The 15,593-nt window shown below is 39.7% G+C and carries 13 protein-coding genes; 8 read left to right on the top strand and 5 right to left on the bottom strand.

Features of this window, described 5'->3' with window-relative positions:
• Positions 1-69: 69 nt before the first annotated feature.
• A complete protein-coding gene (locus BLV55_RS07380; RefSeq protein ID WP_143033177.1) occupies positions 70-501 on the top strand; it encodes a hypothetical protein in 432 nt (143 codons plus the stop codon).
• Positions 502-660: 159 nt separating this feature from the next.
• Entirely contained in the window at positions 661-1,629 is a 969-nt protein-coding gene (locus tag BLV55_RS07375; RefSeq protein WP_093312899.1) for a polysaccharide deacetylase family protein, read from the top strand.
• 46 nt (positions 1,630-1,675) lie between these two features.
• On the opposite strand, the gene BLV55_RS07370 is transcribed toward BLV55_RS07375, so the two are convergent.
• From BLV55_RS07370 to BLV55_RS07360, 3 genes are read right to left on the bottom strand one after another with little or no spacing between them, the layout of a single operon-like run.
• Complete coding sequence (locus BLV55_RS07370; protein ID WP_093312897.1) at positions 1,676-2,620, bottom strand: cation diffusion facilitator family transporter; 945 nt, start codon at positions 2,618-2,620, stop codon at positions 1,676-1,678.
• 33 nt (positions 2,621-2,653) lie between these two features.
• Positions 2,654-3,328, bottom strand: coding sequence for a TetR/AcrR family transcriptional regulator (locus tag BLV55_RS07365; RefSeq protein WP_093312895.1), 675 nt, complete (start codon positions 3,326-3,328; stop codon positions 2,654-2,656).
• Between the two features lie 42 nt (positions 3,329-3,370).
• Positions 3,371-4,111 carry an NAD-dependent protein deacylase gene (locus BLV55_RS07360; RefSeq protein WP_207646046.1) on the bottom strand — a complete coding sequence of 247 codons (741 nt, stop codon included), beginning with the start codon at positions 4,109-4,111 and terminating at the stop codon, positions 3,371-3,373.
• Positions 4,112-4,301: 190 nt separating this feature from the next.
• Here BLV55_RS07360 and BLV55_RS07355 point away from each other — a divergent pair, with 190 nt between their 5' ends.
• Complete coding sequence (locus BLV55_RS07355) at positions 4,302-4,649, top strand: phasin family protein (protein ID WP_093312893.1); 348 nt, start codon at positions 4,302-4,304, stop codon at positions 4,647-4,649.
• 40 nt (positions 4,650-4,689) lie between these two features.
• Positions 4,690-6,282 carry an ABC1 kinase family protein gene (locus BLV55_RS07350; protein ID WP_093312891.1) on the top strand — a complete coding sequence of 531 codons (1,593 nt, stop codon included), beginning with the start codon at positions 4,690-4,692 and terminating at the stop codon, positions 6,280-6,282.
• Positions 6,283-6,287: 5 nt separating this feature from the next.
• Here the strand turns inward: BLV55_RS07350 and BLV55_RS07345 are convergent, their stop codons facing one another.
• Positions 6,288-6,959: a cache domain-containing protein gene (locus BLV55_RS07345; RefSeq protein WP_207646045.1), complete on the bottom strand. Its 672-nt coding sequence runs from the start codon at positions 6,957-6,959 to the stop codon at positions 6,288-6,290.
• A 337-nt stretch (positions 6,960-7,296) separates the two neighbouring features.
• Here BLV55_RS07345 and BLV55_RS07340 point away from each other — a divergent pair, with 337 nt between their 5' ends.
• Entirely contained in the window at positions 7,297-8,559 is a 1,263-nt protein-coding gene (locus BLV55_RS07340) for an AfsR/SARP family transcriptional regulator (RefSeq protein ID WP_093312887.1), read from the top strand.
• A 15-nt stretch (positions 8,560-8,574) separates the two neighbouring features.
• Here the strand turns inward: BLV55_RS07340 and BLV55_RS07335 are convergent, their stop codons facing one another.
• Complete coding sequence (locus BLV55_RS07335) at positions 8,575-9,237, bottom strand: class D sortase (protein ID WP_176968318.1); 663 nt, start codon at positions 9,235-9,237, stop codon at positions 8,575-8,577.
• A gap of 431 nt (positions 9,238-9,668) precedes the next feature.
• Between BLV55_RS07335 and nuoE the strand changes: the two genes are divergently transcribed.
• From nuoE to BLV55_RS07320, 3 genes are read left to right on the top strand one after another with little or no spacing between them, the layout of a single operon-like run.
• Positions 9,669-10,208, top strand: a complete 540-nt coding sequence (gene nuoE, locus BLV55_RS07330; protein ID WP_093312883.1) for an NADH-quinone oxidoreductase subunit NuoE — start codon at positions 9,669-9,671, stop codon at positions 10,206-10,208.
• 2 nt (positions 10,209-10,210) lie between these two features.
• The gene (locus tag BLV55_RS07325) at positions 10,211-11,962 is read left to right on the top strand and encodes an NADH-quinone oxidoreductase subunit NuoF (protein ID WP_093312881.1); all 1,752 of its coding nucleotides are present in this window, start codon (positions 10,211-10,213) and stop codon (positions 11,960-11,962) included.
• 20 nt (positions 11,963-11,982) lie between these two features.
• A complete protein-coding gene (locus BLV55_RS07320; RefSeq protein ID WP_093312879.1) occupies positions 11,983-15,570 on the top strand; it encodes a molybdopterin-dependent oxidoreductase in 3,588 nt (1,195 codons plus the stop codon).
• Positions 15,571-15,593: the final 23 nt, after the last annotated feature.

Here is a 15,593-nt window from a genome sequence, read left to right as displayed (position 1 = left end):
TCAAGGCCTCTTCCAGTAAAAGGGAGGGGCTTTACTTTTTTTTGCGTCCAAAAACAAACTCCGACTATTTTGAGAAGACCTGTAATAGGGAACAGATCAGTAAAATGGTTTGTAGCCCTTTACACCGGTGTTCCCTATGAACTGGATGAGCCTACTTATCTCCTCCCTTCTGCTGTAGACTTACTGGAAGAAAAAGGCACTCTTTCAGAAGAACAATCGGTATATATTCGTGAGCATCGAATTGAACCTGGGTCTTATGACGCCCCGGACTGGGAAAAGATCGGCCAGCAGCTGGAGCTGGAAAAGGAGAGTGACGGTTTTGAAATAAAGGGAAATACAACTTTTCAAGAGGTCTTAAATGAAGGGGTTTTCTTGGAAGATCTGGAAGAAATTGTTGATGCTCCTATAACAAATACTTCTCAAACAATTCAAAGCTTTACCGTAGAACATGAGCTGGGATTCGGAAAGGTGAAAAATTCTATTGAATCACTGGTACACTAGTAAAAAACTCAAAAAATCAAGGGCAATCTCCTTGGTTTTTTCTTTCATTTCCACTAAATGTCCTCCATTCCATCACAAATCTGTCACAATCTTCCAATATAATACTGAATAACGTTTATCCAACAAACCACAAAATAATGTGTAAGGAGGTGTCTCTCAATGTTACTTAAAAGCAGCAGGAAATTAATTATCACTCTAGCAACTTCGCTATTTGTATTGATAAGTCTGGTAACACTGAAGGTCAATGGTGGATTTTTACCTATCGAGAATCAGTCAAATCCTCATTCTACAAAGGATGCAATCATAGCTTCTGAATCGATGAATTCCAATGAAATCAACAGTGTCAATACTCAGGAAGAGAGGAAATCACAGCCTTCTATACTTTATGAAGAAAGCATACGTGATTTTGATACAAGCCAAGGAAGTGCTGATTTTCTTCCAGTTCTCATGTACCATCACTTATTACCGGCAGCGGAAAACATCTTTTTAGAAGAAGCAGCCGTATTGAATCTAGAGATTTTCGAGATTCAAATGGCTTATTTAGCAGACCAGGGTTTTACGGCACTAACATTAAAGGAAACCGAGATGTTTCTTTTGGGTGAGCTTGAAATCCCCAAAAATTCCATCTTAATAACCTTTGATGATGGTTATTCAAGTGAAGCCGTTTATGCAGCAGACATCTTACGTCAATATCATTTAAGAGCTGCAAGCTTCTTAATTACCTCTCAGATTGAAGATTCAACACAATGCTTTCACCCTCACACTTTAAGTTATCTTTCCTGGGATCAAATTCAAGAAAACAGAGACGTTTTTGAATATGCACACCATTCCCATGATATGCATCACTTAAAAAATGGAAACAGTCTGTTAGTTGAAAGCTGTGAAAAGACTCAAAAGGAAGACTTAAGGACTTCTCTCTCTTTGCTGAAAAGTCCTTATTATGCCTACCCTTATGGACATAAAGATGATGATCTGATCGAAATATTGAAGAAAAAAGATTACCGCATGGCCTTTACTACCCAAGAAAAATTAGCACGTCCCGGGGATAATCTTTTCCAAATCGGTCGTTATGGCATTACTTATCACATTTCCTTTTCTCGTTTTCAAGACATTGTCCATGGCCATTAAAAAACAGCGTGAATGAAAATTCCTCACGCTGTTTTTTGCTACTATTCTAAATAGCCCATTTTTTATCTTCTGTAAAGCTTACCGTTAACCATGGATCATAAGGGATTGGCTGTAATGCTTTGTAAATTTCTTCCCTTACAGCATCTGTGTCTTTAATGGTAGTAATACGAGTACCGTCATCGGTAATAAAGTCAATTTCAATAAAAAGTGCTGTTCCTACTTTACTAACTCTACAGAAAGATTCTCGAAAACGATATTTATTTCTGATTTCTGATACTATTTTATTCATCTTTTGCTGCATTTTATCTTCCGGCGCCATGCGCATCAGCTCTCTAAATCCACCAAGCATTGACTGAACAGGTGCCTTTATTAGAAATAAAGATATTACCAGCACCATAATGGGATCCATGTAAGGAACAATTCCAGCCAAAGGTGTTTTTCCAAGTGCTCCTGCCAGCATAAATCCCAACGTACTTCCTAGGGATATCAGCCCATCCGTTTTCCATTCTAACGCTTCCATCTTTAATATATCCGACTGTATATTTTTACCTTTTCTACGCAGAAATACAAAAACCATTAAACAAAACATAGCTGAAAACCCTACGTAAACCAAGGTATAGTTTATCTTTACTTCACGCCCACCACCCAAGAGATCTTGGATCGCAAAAGTGACCGTTGTTAATACCAGCCCAATCATAACAAAAGATTTCAAGAAAATAATAGCCGGTTCAGCCATGTTTTTCCCAAAGGGAAATCTTTTTGTTTCGCTTTCTGTCTCTCTCTCGATAAAATTAACAACCCATAGGGACATCCCGGATAATCCTACCGCCAGAAATGAATAGAGCCCATCTAAGAGGATCATCCGTGAATTTGTTAAGTAGCCCCAAAAAATTCCTGTAACCGCAAATAGGATCGTTCCTGCCATTGACATTTTTATCATTTTTTTAATAAATTGCGCATGATCTGCTTCATCTGCTTCATCCGCTTCCATACATAACTTCCTTTCTTTTATGTTCCCATCAACTTACTCACATTTCAATGCCGTTATTGAAAAGTTCATCAAATCTTTTTGATAATCGACCACCTTATCTTTTTTGCCCTCAAACAGGTAAGCCTGTTCAGCAATGCCTTCCATTAATTCAACCAATATTTTTGCAATCATCGATGGTTGCATATCCTGACGGATATCTTTTCGCTGTTGTGCTTTCTCGATCCGTTCTTCCAACCAATCATAGTATGGTATATATATCTGTTCCCATTCCTGAAAAAAACCAGTTGTTGCCATTCCTGAGTAGCATAGACCTAACACATCCCGATAAAGATAGGTTATCTCAAAAGTAATTTCAATAATATTCTGCAGCTGGTTTCGAAACGGTTCTTCCTCTGATATGCGGCCTTTCATTTCTTTTAACATATGCAACAACATTTTCTCAGCAATATCAGGTACCAATGCATTTTTAGAATCGTAATATAAGTAAAATGTTCCTTGTGCGACTCCCGCTTCCTTTACAACATCAGAAACCTTTGTTTTTTCCAGACCTTTTAGTGAAAGCACTTTAATGGCTGCTTCTCTAATCCTATTCTTTTTACTATTTATCACTTCTCTTTCTTCTATAATAGACCATCCTTCCCATGACTGACTCTCAGTCATTATTATAGCATAAGTCTTCTTTCTTAGCAAGCGAAGCTTTCCGATCATCCAATAATCCTTGCCTTTATCTACAAGGTTGGTTTCTTTGTCTCAAAAGGAGTTCAGTGTTTCCATTATTTGGCCTATCGACTCTCTTATCGTCCATCTTGCCCTATGATCATAGGGGGTATTGTCGCGGTTAATAATCAAAAGATCCTTTCCTCGATAATAATTAATTAGGCCTGCGGCTGGATGAACTACTAAAGAACTTCCACCAACAATCAAAAAATCTGCCTGAGAAATATGCCAAACGGCCGTCTCTAACACTTCCGAATCGAGAGATTCACCGTACAGGACAACATCCGGGCGGACGATCCCGTTACATTTTTTACATCTTGGTACCCTGTCTTTCTGGTTCATCATCTCTTCCAAGGTTTCTTTTTCCCTGCAATCAATACAATAGTTTTTCAGAACAGAACCATGTACTTCCAACACCTTCTTACTTCCTGCCATTTGATGCAGCCCATCAATATTCTGGGTGATGATAGCCTTTAGTTTTCCTTGTTTTTCCCACTCAGCCAAAACTTTATGTGCTTTGTTCGGCTTTGCCTCTGGATAAACAAGATTGTTTAAGTAATATTCAAAGAAAACTTCCGGTTTATACCGAAGCATCCGATGACTTAATAACTCTTCTGGCGGATAACCTTTTGCATCCTTCTGATAAAGACCTTGGGACGCAGATCGAAAATCAGGTATATGACTTTCGGTAGATGTTCCTGCTCCACCAAAAAAAACAACATTTTCGGCTGCCTCAAGTTTTTTCTTAACGTCTTCCATTATTCTTATATTCATTGACAACACCCCTTTTTAGGGTATCACATTTTAGTTCCTTATTAAAGAATACTCTCATCTCTTTGATCATTTGTGACTTTTCTTCTTTTTGCTGCTGTTTGCAAGAAATAAGATCGGGTATTGATTGTAACAGAACGTTATACACTTATATACTATCGTTGATATATTAGTTCAAAGGAGGCTGTTACGCATGAAATCAATGGAAGGTACCTTAAAAAACATAGTATTGGCTGGTATTGGAACTGTTTCCTATTCCTATGAAAAAGGAAAAGCACTAATCGATGAAATGGTTGCCAAAGGAGAACTTACTATGAAAGAAGGAGAAGATTTAACCGGAGAGCTTAAAGCTTTCTTTAACCGCAATGCTAAAAACAAAACACGTCATTGGTTTGATGATGCTGTTAATCGCATCTTAGAGGAAATGCATGTTACTACGAAGGAAGAAACCAACCAATTAAAAAAAGAGATTGATGCTATAGAATCCCGACTAACGCTCTTAGAGCAACAAATAACCACATCACAACAATCTGAGGATTGATAAAATAAAGTAAAAATCCTTAAAGGAGTGACATAATGCCATGAAAGGTTCTGGTGAAGCCAGTCGTTTTAGAGAAATTGTTGCTGTTCTTATTAAACATGGAATTCAAGAAGGTCTTAAAGGCATTCAAGATCCGGTTCAATGGCGTATGGCTCTGGAAGAGCTTGGTCCTACCTTTGTTAAAATTGGTCAGATATTATCCAGCAGGCCCGACTTGCTTTCAGAGCCTTTTCTTATAGAGTTTCAAAAACTTCAAAATCATGTTAAACCAGAAAGTTCGGACAATTCCTATTTTCTAATCCAACAAGAATTTGGTTTAACACCAGCAGAACTCTTTGATTATTTTGAACCAGAACCTTTTGCTAGTGCTTCTTTAGCCGTGGTTCATCGGGGGAGGCTTAAAACTGGCGAAAATGTAGCTATAAAAGTCCAACGTAAAGGTGTCCGGGAAATTTTCCTGCGAGACATCCAATTGTTGCGCCGTTTAACGCGTTTTCTTCGTCCTTTATTGCATAGTCAGGTGATCAACCCACAAGAGGTGGTGGATGAGCTTCGTACTGCTGCAGAAAAAGAGCTGGATTTTTTGTCTGAAGCTAGTAATCTGAAAATATTTCGCCACAACCATAGCGATGAACCATCCATTAGCGCCCCCATTGTCTACGATGCTCTCACTACTTCAAAAGTTCTGACAATGGAATATATTGATGGTATTACATCTATGTCACGAAACACATTGCTCCAACATCATTATGACCCCGATCATTTAGCGACCACCTTGGCCGATAACTATTTTAAGCAGGTTTTAGCCGATGGTTTTTTCCATGGTGATCCTCACCCGGGAAACTTTTTAATTCGCAAGAATCAAATTGTTTATATTGATTTTGGGCAGGTAGGCGTTTTGTCATCTAGTATGCAAAAAAAACTTAATTATCTGCTACTAGGTATTGCGGGAAGAAATATTGAGCAAATTACTCAAGCTGTACTTTCCATCGGTATCCGTCGTGGCGAAGTAAATAGTATGGCTCTCCACTCTGATCTCGAAAGGCTTTTTAACCGGTATATTGATCAGCCAATCTCAGACATTGAGCTTACCTCTTTGCTTGATGAATTGCTATTTACAGCCAGAAAAAACCAGCTAGCAATGCCTTCTGAGTTTACCATGATGCTCAAAGGAATGATGACCTTAGAAGGAGTTCTAGCTGATTTAGCTCCTAAAATCCAACTGATGGATATTGCGATACCTTATTCAAAAAAACACTTATTAGCTGAGCATACGTGGAAAGATGAACTACAAGACCATTTGCAGGCTTGGTTTTACGTTTCTCGACATTTACCTCGTCTGCCCGTCAAATTGACAGAAGTGATGAACCAAGCTCTCGCCGGTAAGCTAACCGTCCAAATGGAACACCGAAATTTGGAAAAAAGCATTTCAGCTTTGCAGGATATGGTTAACCGATTAGTTTTATCCATATTAATTGCTGCCTTAATTGTCGGTTCCTCTATTGTGATCAATGCAGAGGCTGGCCCTACCATGAGAGGCATTTCTCTTATTGGCTTTTTAGGATATGCTGGTTCTGCCGTGATCGGTACGTGGTTAATCATTGCAATCTTAAGATCCTACCGCAAAAAATAAGGAGGTTAAGGATTATTTTTGTTTTTTCGATTTGTCGTCAGACGATAAATCACTAACCCAACCAACATAAGCTGAGCCGATGTTATTATGAAGATAAAGTTAATATTTTGCTGGGCTTCCAATTTGGTTTCCATATCATCCAGGTACAAACCAGTTCCTATAATCCAGTTCCAAGGGTCAAAACCAGTAACATAAGATATTTTCGTTTCAACCCTGTTTGAATGGTCATAATATTGCCATTTATACTCTAAAAATCCACCACCTTCATTTTCTACTAATTCCACAAAGCTCACAAAGAGTTGATGTTTGTCCCATTCCTCCTTTGATAAATCTACCCCTTCCAAATGTGGGCTAAATGGATGAACGACCAGTGTTGGTTCATCGTTATTAATCCAAAAATAGTCTTTATTATGGGGCCCGAATCGAAGGCTTCTTATCAGTTGCTTTGCTTGTAATTGAGCTTCTTCCCTCTCTAATATTCCCTCTTGTTCCATTGAATAAAAGTGAGAAAGGATGGACCGTCCTATACGAGTATGGTCCTGTATTTGATTTTGCCTTTCTTGAAGCATGCTGTTATGAAGTTTTGGAAGTGAATACCATGTATTAAATACAATAAATAATAAGATAGGAATTAGGAGAGGTACCAGCCACCTTTGCTTTTTCCAGTTCTCACTCATCATAAACTTCCTCCTCTCGCTACTTTTTGTATAGATCATTATACCCTAGATATTCCAATATTCAAACAATTACGGTTCATTATTTTACTTATTTAGAGCTAACGCCAACATAGCTAGGTAGCCCATCAATTAGAATCAGACTTTATTGGAGTTGCTTGTTTTTTCTACCCAGATTGACTTATTCGTTATTGTTTGACTATAATGATAATACTATGTATTTGCAACTTTCAAACGGGAGATTTCATCTTTATCTTCTTATTTCTGATTTTTTTGATTTTTAGAGGGTAACGATTAAATATATGTATCTAATAATGTTTGTAAGGAAGAAGGATGCTTTATGACAAATAAATGCGATCAAGTAAGCATTACCACTTTAGGCAGTTTTGATGTTTTTAAAGGAGGCCAGTCATTAATATCCATGCATCCTGGCTCTAAAAAAATCTGGGAGCTTTTTAAGTTTATGCTTACGTATAGAGGACGGTCTTTTACTCCTGAAGCTTTGGTTGAAGCTTTGTGGCCTACCGAAGACTATGCTGATCCAAGAGGCGCATTACGTCGACAGATGCATCGCCTACGTCAATTTTTCCATGAATCAGGAGCTGAACATCAATGTGGTACTTTGATTATTTTTAAAAACGGCTACTATCAGTGGAACTCGGATTCCCTGACTTCTGTAGATTGTGAACTTTTTGAAAAGGCAATTGAAAAGGCCGATAGTTTCAAAAAATCAGATCCTTCTACAGCTTTACAGCACTATAGAGAAGCCGTATCACTTTATCATGGGGAATATCTGCCGGACTGTTCTGAGCATCAGTGGGTTTTTTCTGTGAGAAATCTTTATCGCCGGCTTTTTTTAAAGGCTATCTTGGCTTTAGGTGAGCTTACCAGTTCTCAGAAAGATTATCAGGCGTTTTTACCAATTTGCGAAAAAGCTATTCAGTTAGATTATTATGAAGAGGATTTTCACTTGTTATATATGAATACATTGATGCATGTTGGGGAAAAGAAGACAGCTCTTCAGCATTATGAACAGATAACAGGTTTTTTATATCATGAGATGGGTATTAAGCCTTCCAGCGCTATGAAATCAATGTATAAAAGAATTCTCTCCACTCAAGAAGTTCATAACTCTCTCGATTCTCTCCATGCAGAACTAGAAAAGAGCACTACTTCTGAAACTGCTTTTTTCTGTGAACCGACAGTTTTCAGATCTATCTATGAACTAGAGTGGAGACGAAGTGAGCGTGATGGCTATCAAACCGTCATTGGCCTTCTGACAATTGCCGCTTCTGTATTTAATGAATCTTTAGATAAAAACATGCTGAAAGATTTCGGGAGTCATCTCATCCGTTCCCTGCGCAAGGGAGATGTCGTAACTAAATGGAACAATACGCAGTTTTTAGTCTTATTACCAGGCTTAACCGAGGATCTAATGAATCAAGTTATTTCTCGCATTCTCACCTCTTATAGCCATATAACCGAAACCTCACCATCATCTGTTGCATTTGAAATACGTCAAGTACTGCCTCCTCAGAATATTATTTCAAACTCTGCGAATTCAAAGTCGCCAACTGTGACAAAACACTCATCCGATGCGTAGCTGATCTATTCTCAGCTACGCATCCTTGATAACACCATGTATTATCAACCGATGTGTTGCTTCATAGATAGGGTCACAGGTAATTAGCGTAACCACCCTGTCCCTGCGATTCCGATTAAGGACTGATAAATCATCTGGTTCAACTATTTTAATTTCATAGACAATATAGGTAAACCTTTCTTGCGGAGTAGAAATAATAATTTCATCACCTAGCTCCATTTCATCTAACCTATTAAAAAACCTCCCATAGGTATGACTTCGATGAGCTGCAATTGCAGCATTACCTATCTCTCCAATAGGCGTTGTCCCTTCCATCAACGCAGCCGCAATCCTTAAATTTTCTTGACTGGCACCTAATACTACTGGCATCTCCGCATTTATTTTTGGTATTTCCAGTGTTCCTAGAAGTTTGCCTGCTTCTCCTTCTTGGATTTTCAGTTCCACCTCCTCTTTTATTTCTTCCTCTTCTTCATCATAGGTTTCAAAAATACTCTGTAATCCTTCATATTCTTCTGCTACGTTTTCATTCGCAGAAATAAAATCTTCTGTTAATGAACTTTGTTGTTCTAGTTCTCTCATTAGTCTGGCTTGTCCAAACCCACCGTAAAGGTAGCTCCCCAAAGGATACAGAGCTATTAATATACCTGCTATTATCAAAAAAATCGAAAGTTTTTTCATCAGCATCTCCTCATTTATTTTTTGCAGCACTGCTTAGCTCCGCCTTATAGAAAAAGAGTTTTTAGGAATTATGCTGTCTTAGTTACCTATATACCCTATTTCATTAAAAGTATCTTCCGATTAACAACTCTTACAGTATTGTTATCAACAAAAAACATTTTAGGTTATCCTTTTCGTTATATCCACCTTCCTCTATCTCTCCCTTTGTCAGATCACCTTTTTTCAATATGTGTACGCTTTTAAATCAGTTCAATAATTCTTTGTTAAAATTTTATTTTTATTTATATAGCTGAGAGTAAATTATGCCAATGCTTTCATCAAATAAGTCCGCCTAATTCGTCAGCATATTCGGTGGATTGAAATGACTCAAAGATTCTCTTATGTTATAATTCTATTAGTTGTGTGAAAATAATCAAAAGGAGTGATATCGAATGCAATGTTGTGGAGGAAATGGCCTACAGGCTCCGGAACAAACGGTTTCCAATTCAGATTTATCTCTGATTAAGTCTGTTCTCGATCAGTATAAGGATAAACCCGGAAGCTTAATTACTATTTTGCAAAAGTCTCAAGACATCTATGGTTATTTACCCATAGATGTTTTAGATCATATTGCTGAAGTAACCGGCATCAAGGCACCGAATGTTTATGGAGTTGCTACCTTTTATACCCAATTCCGCCTTGAACCCATCGGCAAATATCTAATTATGCTCTGCATGGGAACCGCTTGTCATGTTAATGGCGCCGGCCCTGTCTATGATGCAATCTGTGATGAGTTGAAAATTGTTGATGGAGAAACAACAGAAGACGGTCTCTTCACCTTGAATAATGTTGCCTGTCTGGGATGTTGCAGTCTGTCACCTGTTATGATGATCAATGGAGAAACGCATGCAAAACTTACTCCGGATAGTACACGTAAAATCCTGCGTGAATTGCGCAAGTATGACAAAAAACAAACAGGTAAGGAGGCGTAGCTATGAGAATCGTTGTCGGCCAGGGCAGCTGTGGAATTGCAGCAGGTGCCAGCAAAGTAAGTAAAGCTTTTGAAGAAGAAATAGCATCCCGCAACGCACCTATTCAACTGGAGCTTACCGGATGCTGTGGCACCTGTTACCTTGAACCGGTTGTGGATATCTATGATGATGCCAATACGAAAAAGACCTATGTAATGGTCACTCCTGAAATGGTGGGAGAAATCATCGATAGCGAGTTGCATGGAAAAACACCTGTTGAAAGCCAACTGATCAGCGAAGAAGATCTAGATGCTCAGCAAAAACAAAAAAAAGTGGCATTGCAAAATGCTGGTCATATTAACCCAGAAGATATCAGTGAGTATATTGAAAAAGAAGGTTATCAGGCGATCGAAAAATGCCTTAAGAAAATGACTCCTGCCGAAGTCATCAATGAGATTAAAATTTCCGGACTGCGTGGTCGTGGAGGAGCCGGCTTTCCTACCTGGTTTAAATGGAACGCGGCATATCAACAGCAATCAACCCCTAAATACATGGTCTGTAATGCTGACGAAGGTGATCCTGGTGCTTTTATGGATAGAAGTATTTTAGAAGGTGACCCTCATGGCGTGATTGAAGGTATGATGATTGGCGGTTATGCCACCGGAGCCAACGAAGGTATTTTTTATGTTCGGGCAGAATATCCGCTGGCTATTGAACGATTGCAAAAGGCAATTGACCAGGCCCGTGAAAAAGGAATCCTTGGAAAAAACATTATGGGTTCTGGATTTGATTTCGACCTTTGGATTAAAGCTGGTGCTGGCGCTTTCGTTTGTGGAGAGGAAACAGCCTTGATCGCTTCTCTGGAAGGCGAAAGAGGTATGCCAAGACTTAAACCTCCGTTCCCAGCTCAAAAGGGCTTCTGGCAACAGCCTACTAATATTAATAATGTTGAAACCTTGGCAAATATCCCTTGGATTTTCCGTAATGGCGGTGCTGCTTTTGCGGCCATGGGAACTGAGAAAAGTAAAGGAACAAAGGTTTTTGCTCTTGCCGGCAAAACAAAAAAAGGTGGTCTGGTAGAAATTCCTATGGGCCTCACGCTTCGAGAAGTCATTTACGACATCGGCGGCGGCATTCTTGACGACAAAGCTTTTAAAGCCGTTCAGATGGGCGGTCCTTCTGGTGGCTGTATTCCTGCCCACTTGCTGGATACACCTGTTGATTATGAATCAATCACTGAAACTGGAGCCATCATGGGATCCGGCGGAATGGTTGTTATGGATGAAACAACCTGTATGGTAGGCATGGCAAAGTTCTTTCTTGATTTTACAAGAAAAGAATCTTGTGGAAAATGTATTCACTGTCGAATGGGTACCATGCGAATGTTAGAAATACTCACTCGGATTACAGAAGGTGAAGGAAAAGAAGGCGATATTGAATTACTAGAAGAACTATGCGAACGTGTTAAAGAAGGCTCCTTATGTGCTTTAGGCGGAACAGCACCTAACCCGGTATTAACTACTTTGCAATATTTCCGAGACGAATATGAAGCACATATTTATGATAAAAAGTGCCCTTCTCATCAATGCACTCAGCTTTTGACTTATACCGTATCTGAAACAACCTGTGTAGGTTGTGGAATATGTAAGAAAAATTGTCCAACGGATGCCATCACTGGTAATAATAAAGAACTTCACGTGATTCATCAAGATCTTTGTATTAAATGCGGAAAATGTAAAACCGTCTGTCCTTTCAAGGCAATTGACGTAGACTAAGGAATAGGGGTGAATAAAGTATGTCTGTGATCAGGTTAAATATCAACGGAAAAGAAGTCACAGGGCAACATGGGCAAACAATTCTTCAGGTCGCTCGTGCAAATGGAATTGAAATACCAACGCTTTGCTACGATGAACGAATGGAAATATATGGTTCCTGCGGTCTTTGCATCGTTGAAGTGGAGGGAATTCCTAAACTACTACGTGCATGTGCTACAGAAATCAGTCAAGATATGGTCATCAAAACTAATTCCAAAACTATCAAAGCCAATCGCAAAATTGCTCTGGAATTATTGCTGACAGACCATACCGGCGACTGCCGACCTCCATGCGTGCTTGAATGCCCTGGAAAGACCGATTGTCAGGGTTATGTAGGATTAATCGCTAATGGCGAATACAAAGAGTCTCTTAAATTAATAAAGGAACAGTTGCCACTTCCGGCTTCCATCGGTCGTGTATGCCCTCATCCCTGCGAAGATGCCTGTCGTAGAGAGTTAAAGGATGAACCAGTTGCTATTGCTTGGCATAAGCGATTTGTAGCTGACATAGATTTACAGGATCCAGAAGTATTTATACCAGAAATCAAAGAATCTAGCGGAAAAAAAGTAGCTATTGTCGGTGGTGGTCCAGGTGGTCTTTCGACGGCCTATTACTTGTTGCAGGAAGGTCATGAAGTAACTATTTATGATATGATGCCTGAAATGGGCGGTATGCTCAAATATGGTATTCCTCAGTACCGCCTTCCTAAAGATGTATTAAATCAGGAAATAGGTATTATTGAAAAAATGGGTGCTCAAATGATCAATAATGTAAGGATTGGTCAGGATTTAACTCTGGATTATCTTCGCACTAATAATGATGCGGTTTATCTTTCTATCGGTTGCTGGGAAAGTTCTCCAATGAAATGTAAAGGCGAGGATTTAGAAGGTGTTATTGGTGGTATTCACTTTCTTCGAGATGTTGTTGAAAACAAACCAATTAAAATAGGTAAAAAAGTAGCCGTTATTGGTGGCGGAAACACAGCCATGGATGCCTGTAGAACAGCGGTCCGTCTGGGTGCTGACGAAGTATACAACCTTTACAGAAGAACTCGCGGCGAAATGCCAGCCGAGGAAATCGAAATTGTTGAGGCTGAAGAAGAAGGCGTTATTTTTAAGTTTCTTGTTAGTCCATTGGAAGTCATTGGCGAAAATGGTCGTGTCCAAAAAATCCGTCTACAGAAAATGGAATTAGGAGAGCCGGATGCTAGCGGAAGACGACGCCCTGTACCTATTGAAGGTGAAGAAGAAATCCTTGAACTTGACTCTGTTATCGTTGCTATTGGCCAATATGTCAATGTGGAAGGATTCGAAGCTTTAGAAAGAACCAAATGGGATACCATTATTTCTGATGAAAAAACTTTTTCTACCAGCATTCCCGGAATTTTTGCCGGCGGAGATGCCATTAATGACAACTTGAAAATTGCTATCCAAGCTATCGGTGACGGCAAAATCGCTTCCAAAGTTATCCATGAGTATGTCAACGGAGTGCAGGTTCGCTATGAAAAGCCTTATTTAGTAACACGTAAAGCAGAAGATATCAAGGTAGAAGAATTTGCTCATCGAGAAACAGCCAATCGGCCGCCGATGGCACATTTGTCGCCTGAATTCCGGAGACAAAATTTCGAGGAGGTTGGTCTTGGTTTCACACCGGAGCAAGCTGTCGAAGATGCAAAACGCTGCTTGGAATGCGGTTGTCATGATTACTTTGAATGCAAACTTCTAGAATACGCTAATGACTATCATGTAGAACCAGACCGCCTAGCGGGTGAAATGCATCAACGTCAAGCAGAAAATTCGCATCCTTTCATTGATCGCAACCCAGATAAATGTATTCTTTGCGGTCTTTGTGTCCGTGTTTGCCAGGAAGTGATGGATATTACAGCTCTTGGTCTTGTTGACAGAGGTTTCGATACAATCGTGAAACCGGCCATGGATCGTCCTCTCAAAGATACAGACTGTATTTCCTGCGGTCAATGTGTTGACGTATGCCCCACAGGTGCATTGCAGGAGCGCCTTCTGATTGAAAAGTCAGTACCTGTTGAAGCCCATCAGGTAGATACCGTATGTGGATATTGCAGTGTTGGATGTGAGCAAACCTTAGAAGTTTGTGGAAATATGTTAGTTCGATCACTCCCAAAGCTAGACAGCCCTTCTTCCGGCGGATTACTTTGTGTTAAAGGACGTTTTGGTTTTGATATGGCTCAGAAAAATCAGCGAATCACTACTCCCATGATCAGGAAAGACGGAGAACTGGTAGAGGCTAGCTGGGACGAAGCCTTGCTTCTTGTAGCTAAAAAAGCTCAAGGGATTGGGTTCCAAAATGGGGCTGATTCCATAGCACTTACCGTGTCTGACCATTGGACAAATGAAGAAATATATACGGCCAAGCGACTTGCGCATGAAGTGCTTCATACTCCTTGGTTAGGTTCTCTTAATCGAAAGAATGGAGGCCTTCAGGATGTATTAGGAATTGATGCTTCTCCTAACACTTTAGAAGAAGTTCTCCGGACTCAGGTTATTCTTTTGATTGGCTCTCAGATTATGCGAGATCACGCAATGGCAGGCGTTAAGGTCCGAAAAGCTGTCCAGGAAAATGGTGCTCAATTAATCACTGTTAATCCTGAAAAGACAAAAGCTGACGAATGGGCAACCATCAACGTAACTCCCGAAAATCAATTGTCTTTCTTAAAAGAAATAGCTGCATCTCTGATCGAAAAAGGTTGTAACCCAGCAGCTGTTGAAGGATTCGAAGCCTTAAAAGAAAATCTGAAGGATGTAAAGCCAAGTACGGAAGCTGCTAAAATAGCTGCTATTTATAGTGATGCTAAATCGGCTATGATTGTTTTCGACAGCAAAACCCTTACTTCCGAAGCAGAGGTCATGTTAGCGAACATAGCTGTTCTTGCAGGTCAGATTGGTGCACCTAGAAAAGGATTGCTTAAATTACAGCCTCAAAATAATAGTCAAGCTCTCCCACTCCTGGGCATTCACAAAGATGCGGCGGCTATCTTAGATTCAATCAGAGCCGGTCACCTAAAAGGATTACTTCTTTTGGGAGAAGATTTACCTGCACAAGAACTAAAGAGCCTTGATTTCTTGATGGTAATGGATTCCCATTTAACAGAAACAGCTAAAATGGCTGATGTGTTTCTACCAGCTGCTATTCATGCAGAAACAGAAGGCACCTATACTAGTTTTGAACGACGCCTACAGCCATTGACCAATGTTCTAGAACCTGCTCAGACAATGAAAAACTGGGAAGTTCTTACTAAAATAGCCGCTATTCTTCGTAAGCCCTTTGACTATGGGACAACAGCTGCTATTACAGCCGACTTAGCAGTCAATACTCCCGGTTATCAAGGACTTCAATCACTGACTGAAGAACCTACCTTTTGGCCCTTGAATGAATCACCGGTTCTTTATACAGAAGGCTTTGGGTTTGAAGATGGAAAAGCTCGGCTTCAAATTCCTTCTGACGCATCTATCTTTGAAAAACAGTTATCCACTCATTATATTACTAACCTATTTATGAAAAAACTGGAAGCCGAAGGGTTGGACCGTCACTAAAAGAATAATCGCTTATCTCTCAA

Source organism: Tindallia californiensis, from assembly GCF_900107405.1.
Lineage (GTDB): Bacteria > Bacillota > Clostridia > Peptostreptococcales > Tindalliaceae > Tindallia > Tindallia californiensis.
The sequence above is the reverse complement of the archived record's forward strand: the minus strand, read 5'-3'. Positions and strand labels throughout refer to the sequence as shown.

What these genes read in the sequence shown, in the direction of transcription:
- nuoE (WP_093312883.1), top strand. Translation starts at nt 9,669, where the DNA reads ATGCAATGTTGTGGAGGAAATGGCCTACAGGCTCCGGAACAAACGGTT.
- BLV55_RS07355 (WP_093312893.1), top strand. Translation starts at nt 4,302, where the DNA reads ATGAAATCAATGGAAGGTACCTTAAAAAACATAGTATTGGCTGGTATT.
- BLV55_RS07325 (WP_093312881.1), top strand. Translation starts at nt 10,211, where the DNA reads ATGAGAATCGTTGTCGGCCAGGGCAGCTGTGGAATTGCAGCAGGTGCC.
- BLV55_RS07360 (WP_207646046.1), bottom strand. Translation starts at nt 4,111, where the DNA reads ATGAATATAAGAATAATGGAAGACGTTAAGAAAAAACTTGAGGCAGCC.
- BLV55_RS07370 (WP_093312897.1), bottom strand. Translation starts at nt 2,620, where the DNA reads ATGGAAGCGGATGAAGCAGATGAAGCAGATCATGCGCAATTTATTAAA.
- BLV55_RS07365 (WP_093312895.1), bottom strand. Translation starts at nt 3,328, where the DNA reads ATGATCGGAAAGCTTCGCTTGCTAAGAAAGAAGACTTATGCTATAATA.
- BLV55_RS07345 (WP_207646045.1), bottom strand. Translation starts at nt 6,959, where the DNA reads ATGAGTGAGAACTGGAAAAAGCAAAGGTGGCTGGTACCTCTCCTAATT.
- BLV55_RS07350 (WP_093312891.1), top strand. Translation starts at nt 4,690, where the DNA reads ATGAAAGGTTCTGGTGAAGCCAGTCGTTTTAGAGAAATTGTTGCTGTT.
- BLV55_RS07375 (WP_093312899.1), top strand. Translation starts at nt 661, where the DNA reads ATGTTACTTAAAAGCAGCAGGAAATTAATTATCACTCTAGCAACTTCG.
- BLV55_RS07335 (WP_176968318.1), bottom strand. Translation starts at nt 9,237, where the DNA reads ATGAAAAAACTTTCGATTTTTTTGATAATAGCAGGTATATTAATAGCT.
- BLV55_RS07340 (WP_093312887.1), top strand. Translation starts at nt 7,297, where the DNA reads ATGACAAATAAATGCGATCAAGTAAGCATTACCACTTTAGGCAGTTTT.
- BLV55_RS07320 (WP_093312879.1), top strand. Translation starts at nt 11,983, where the DNA reads ATGTCTGTGATCAGGTTAAATATCAACGGAAAAGAAGTCACAGGGCAA.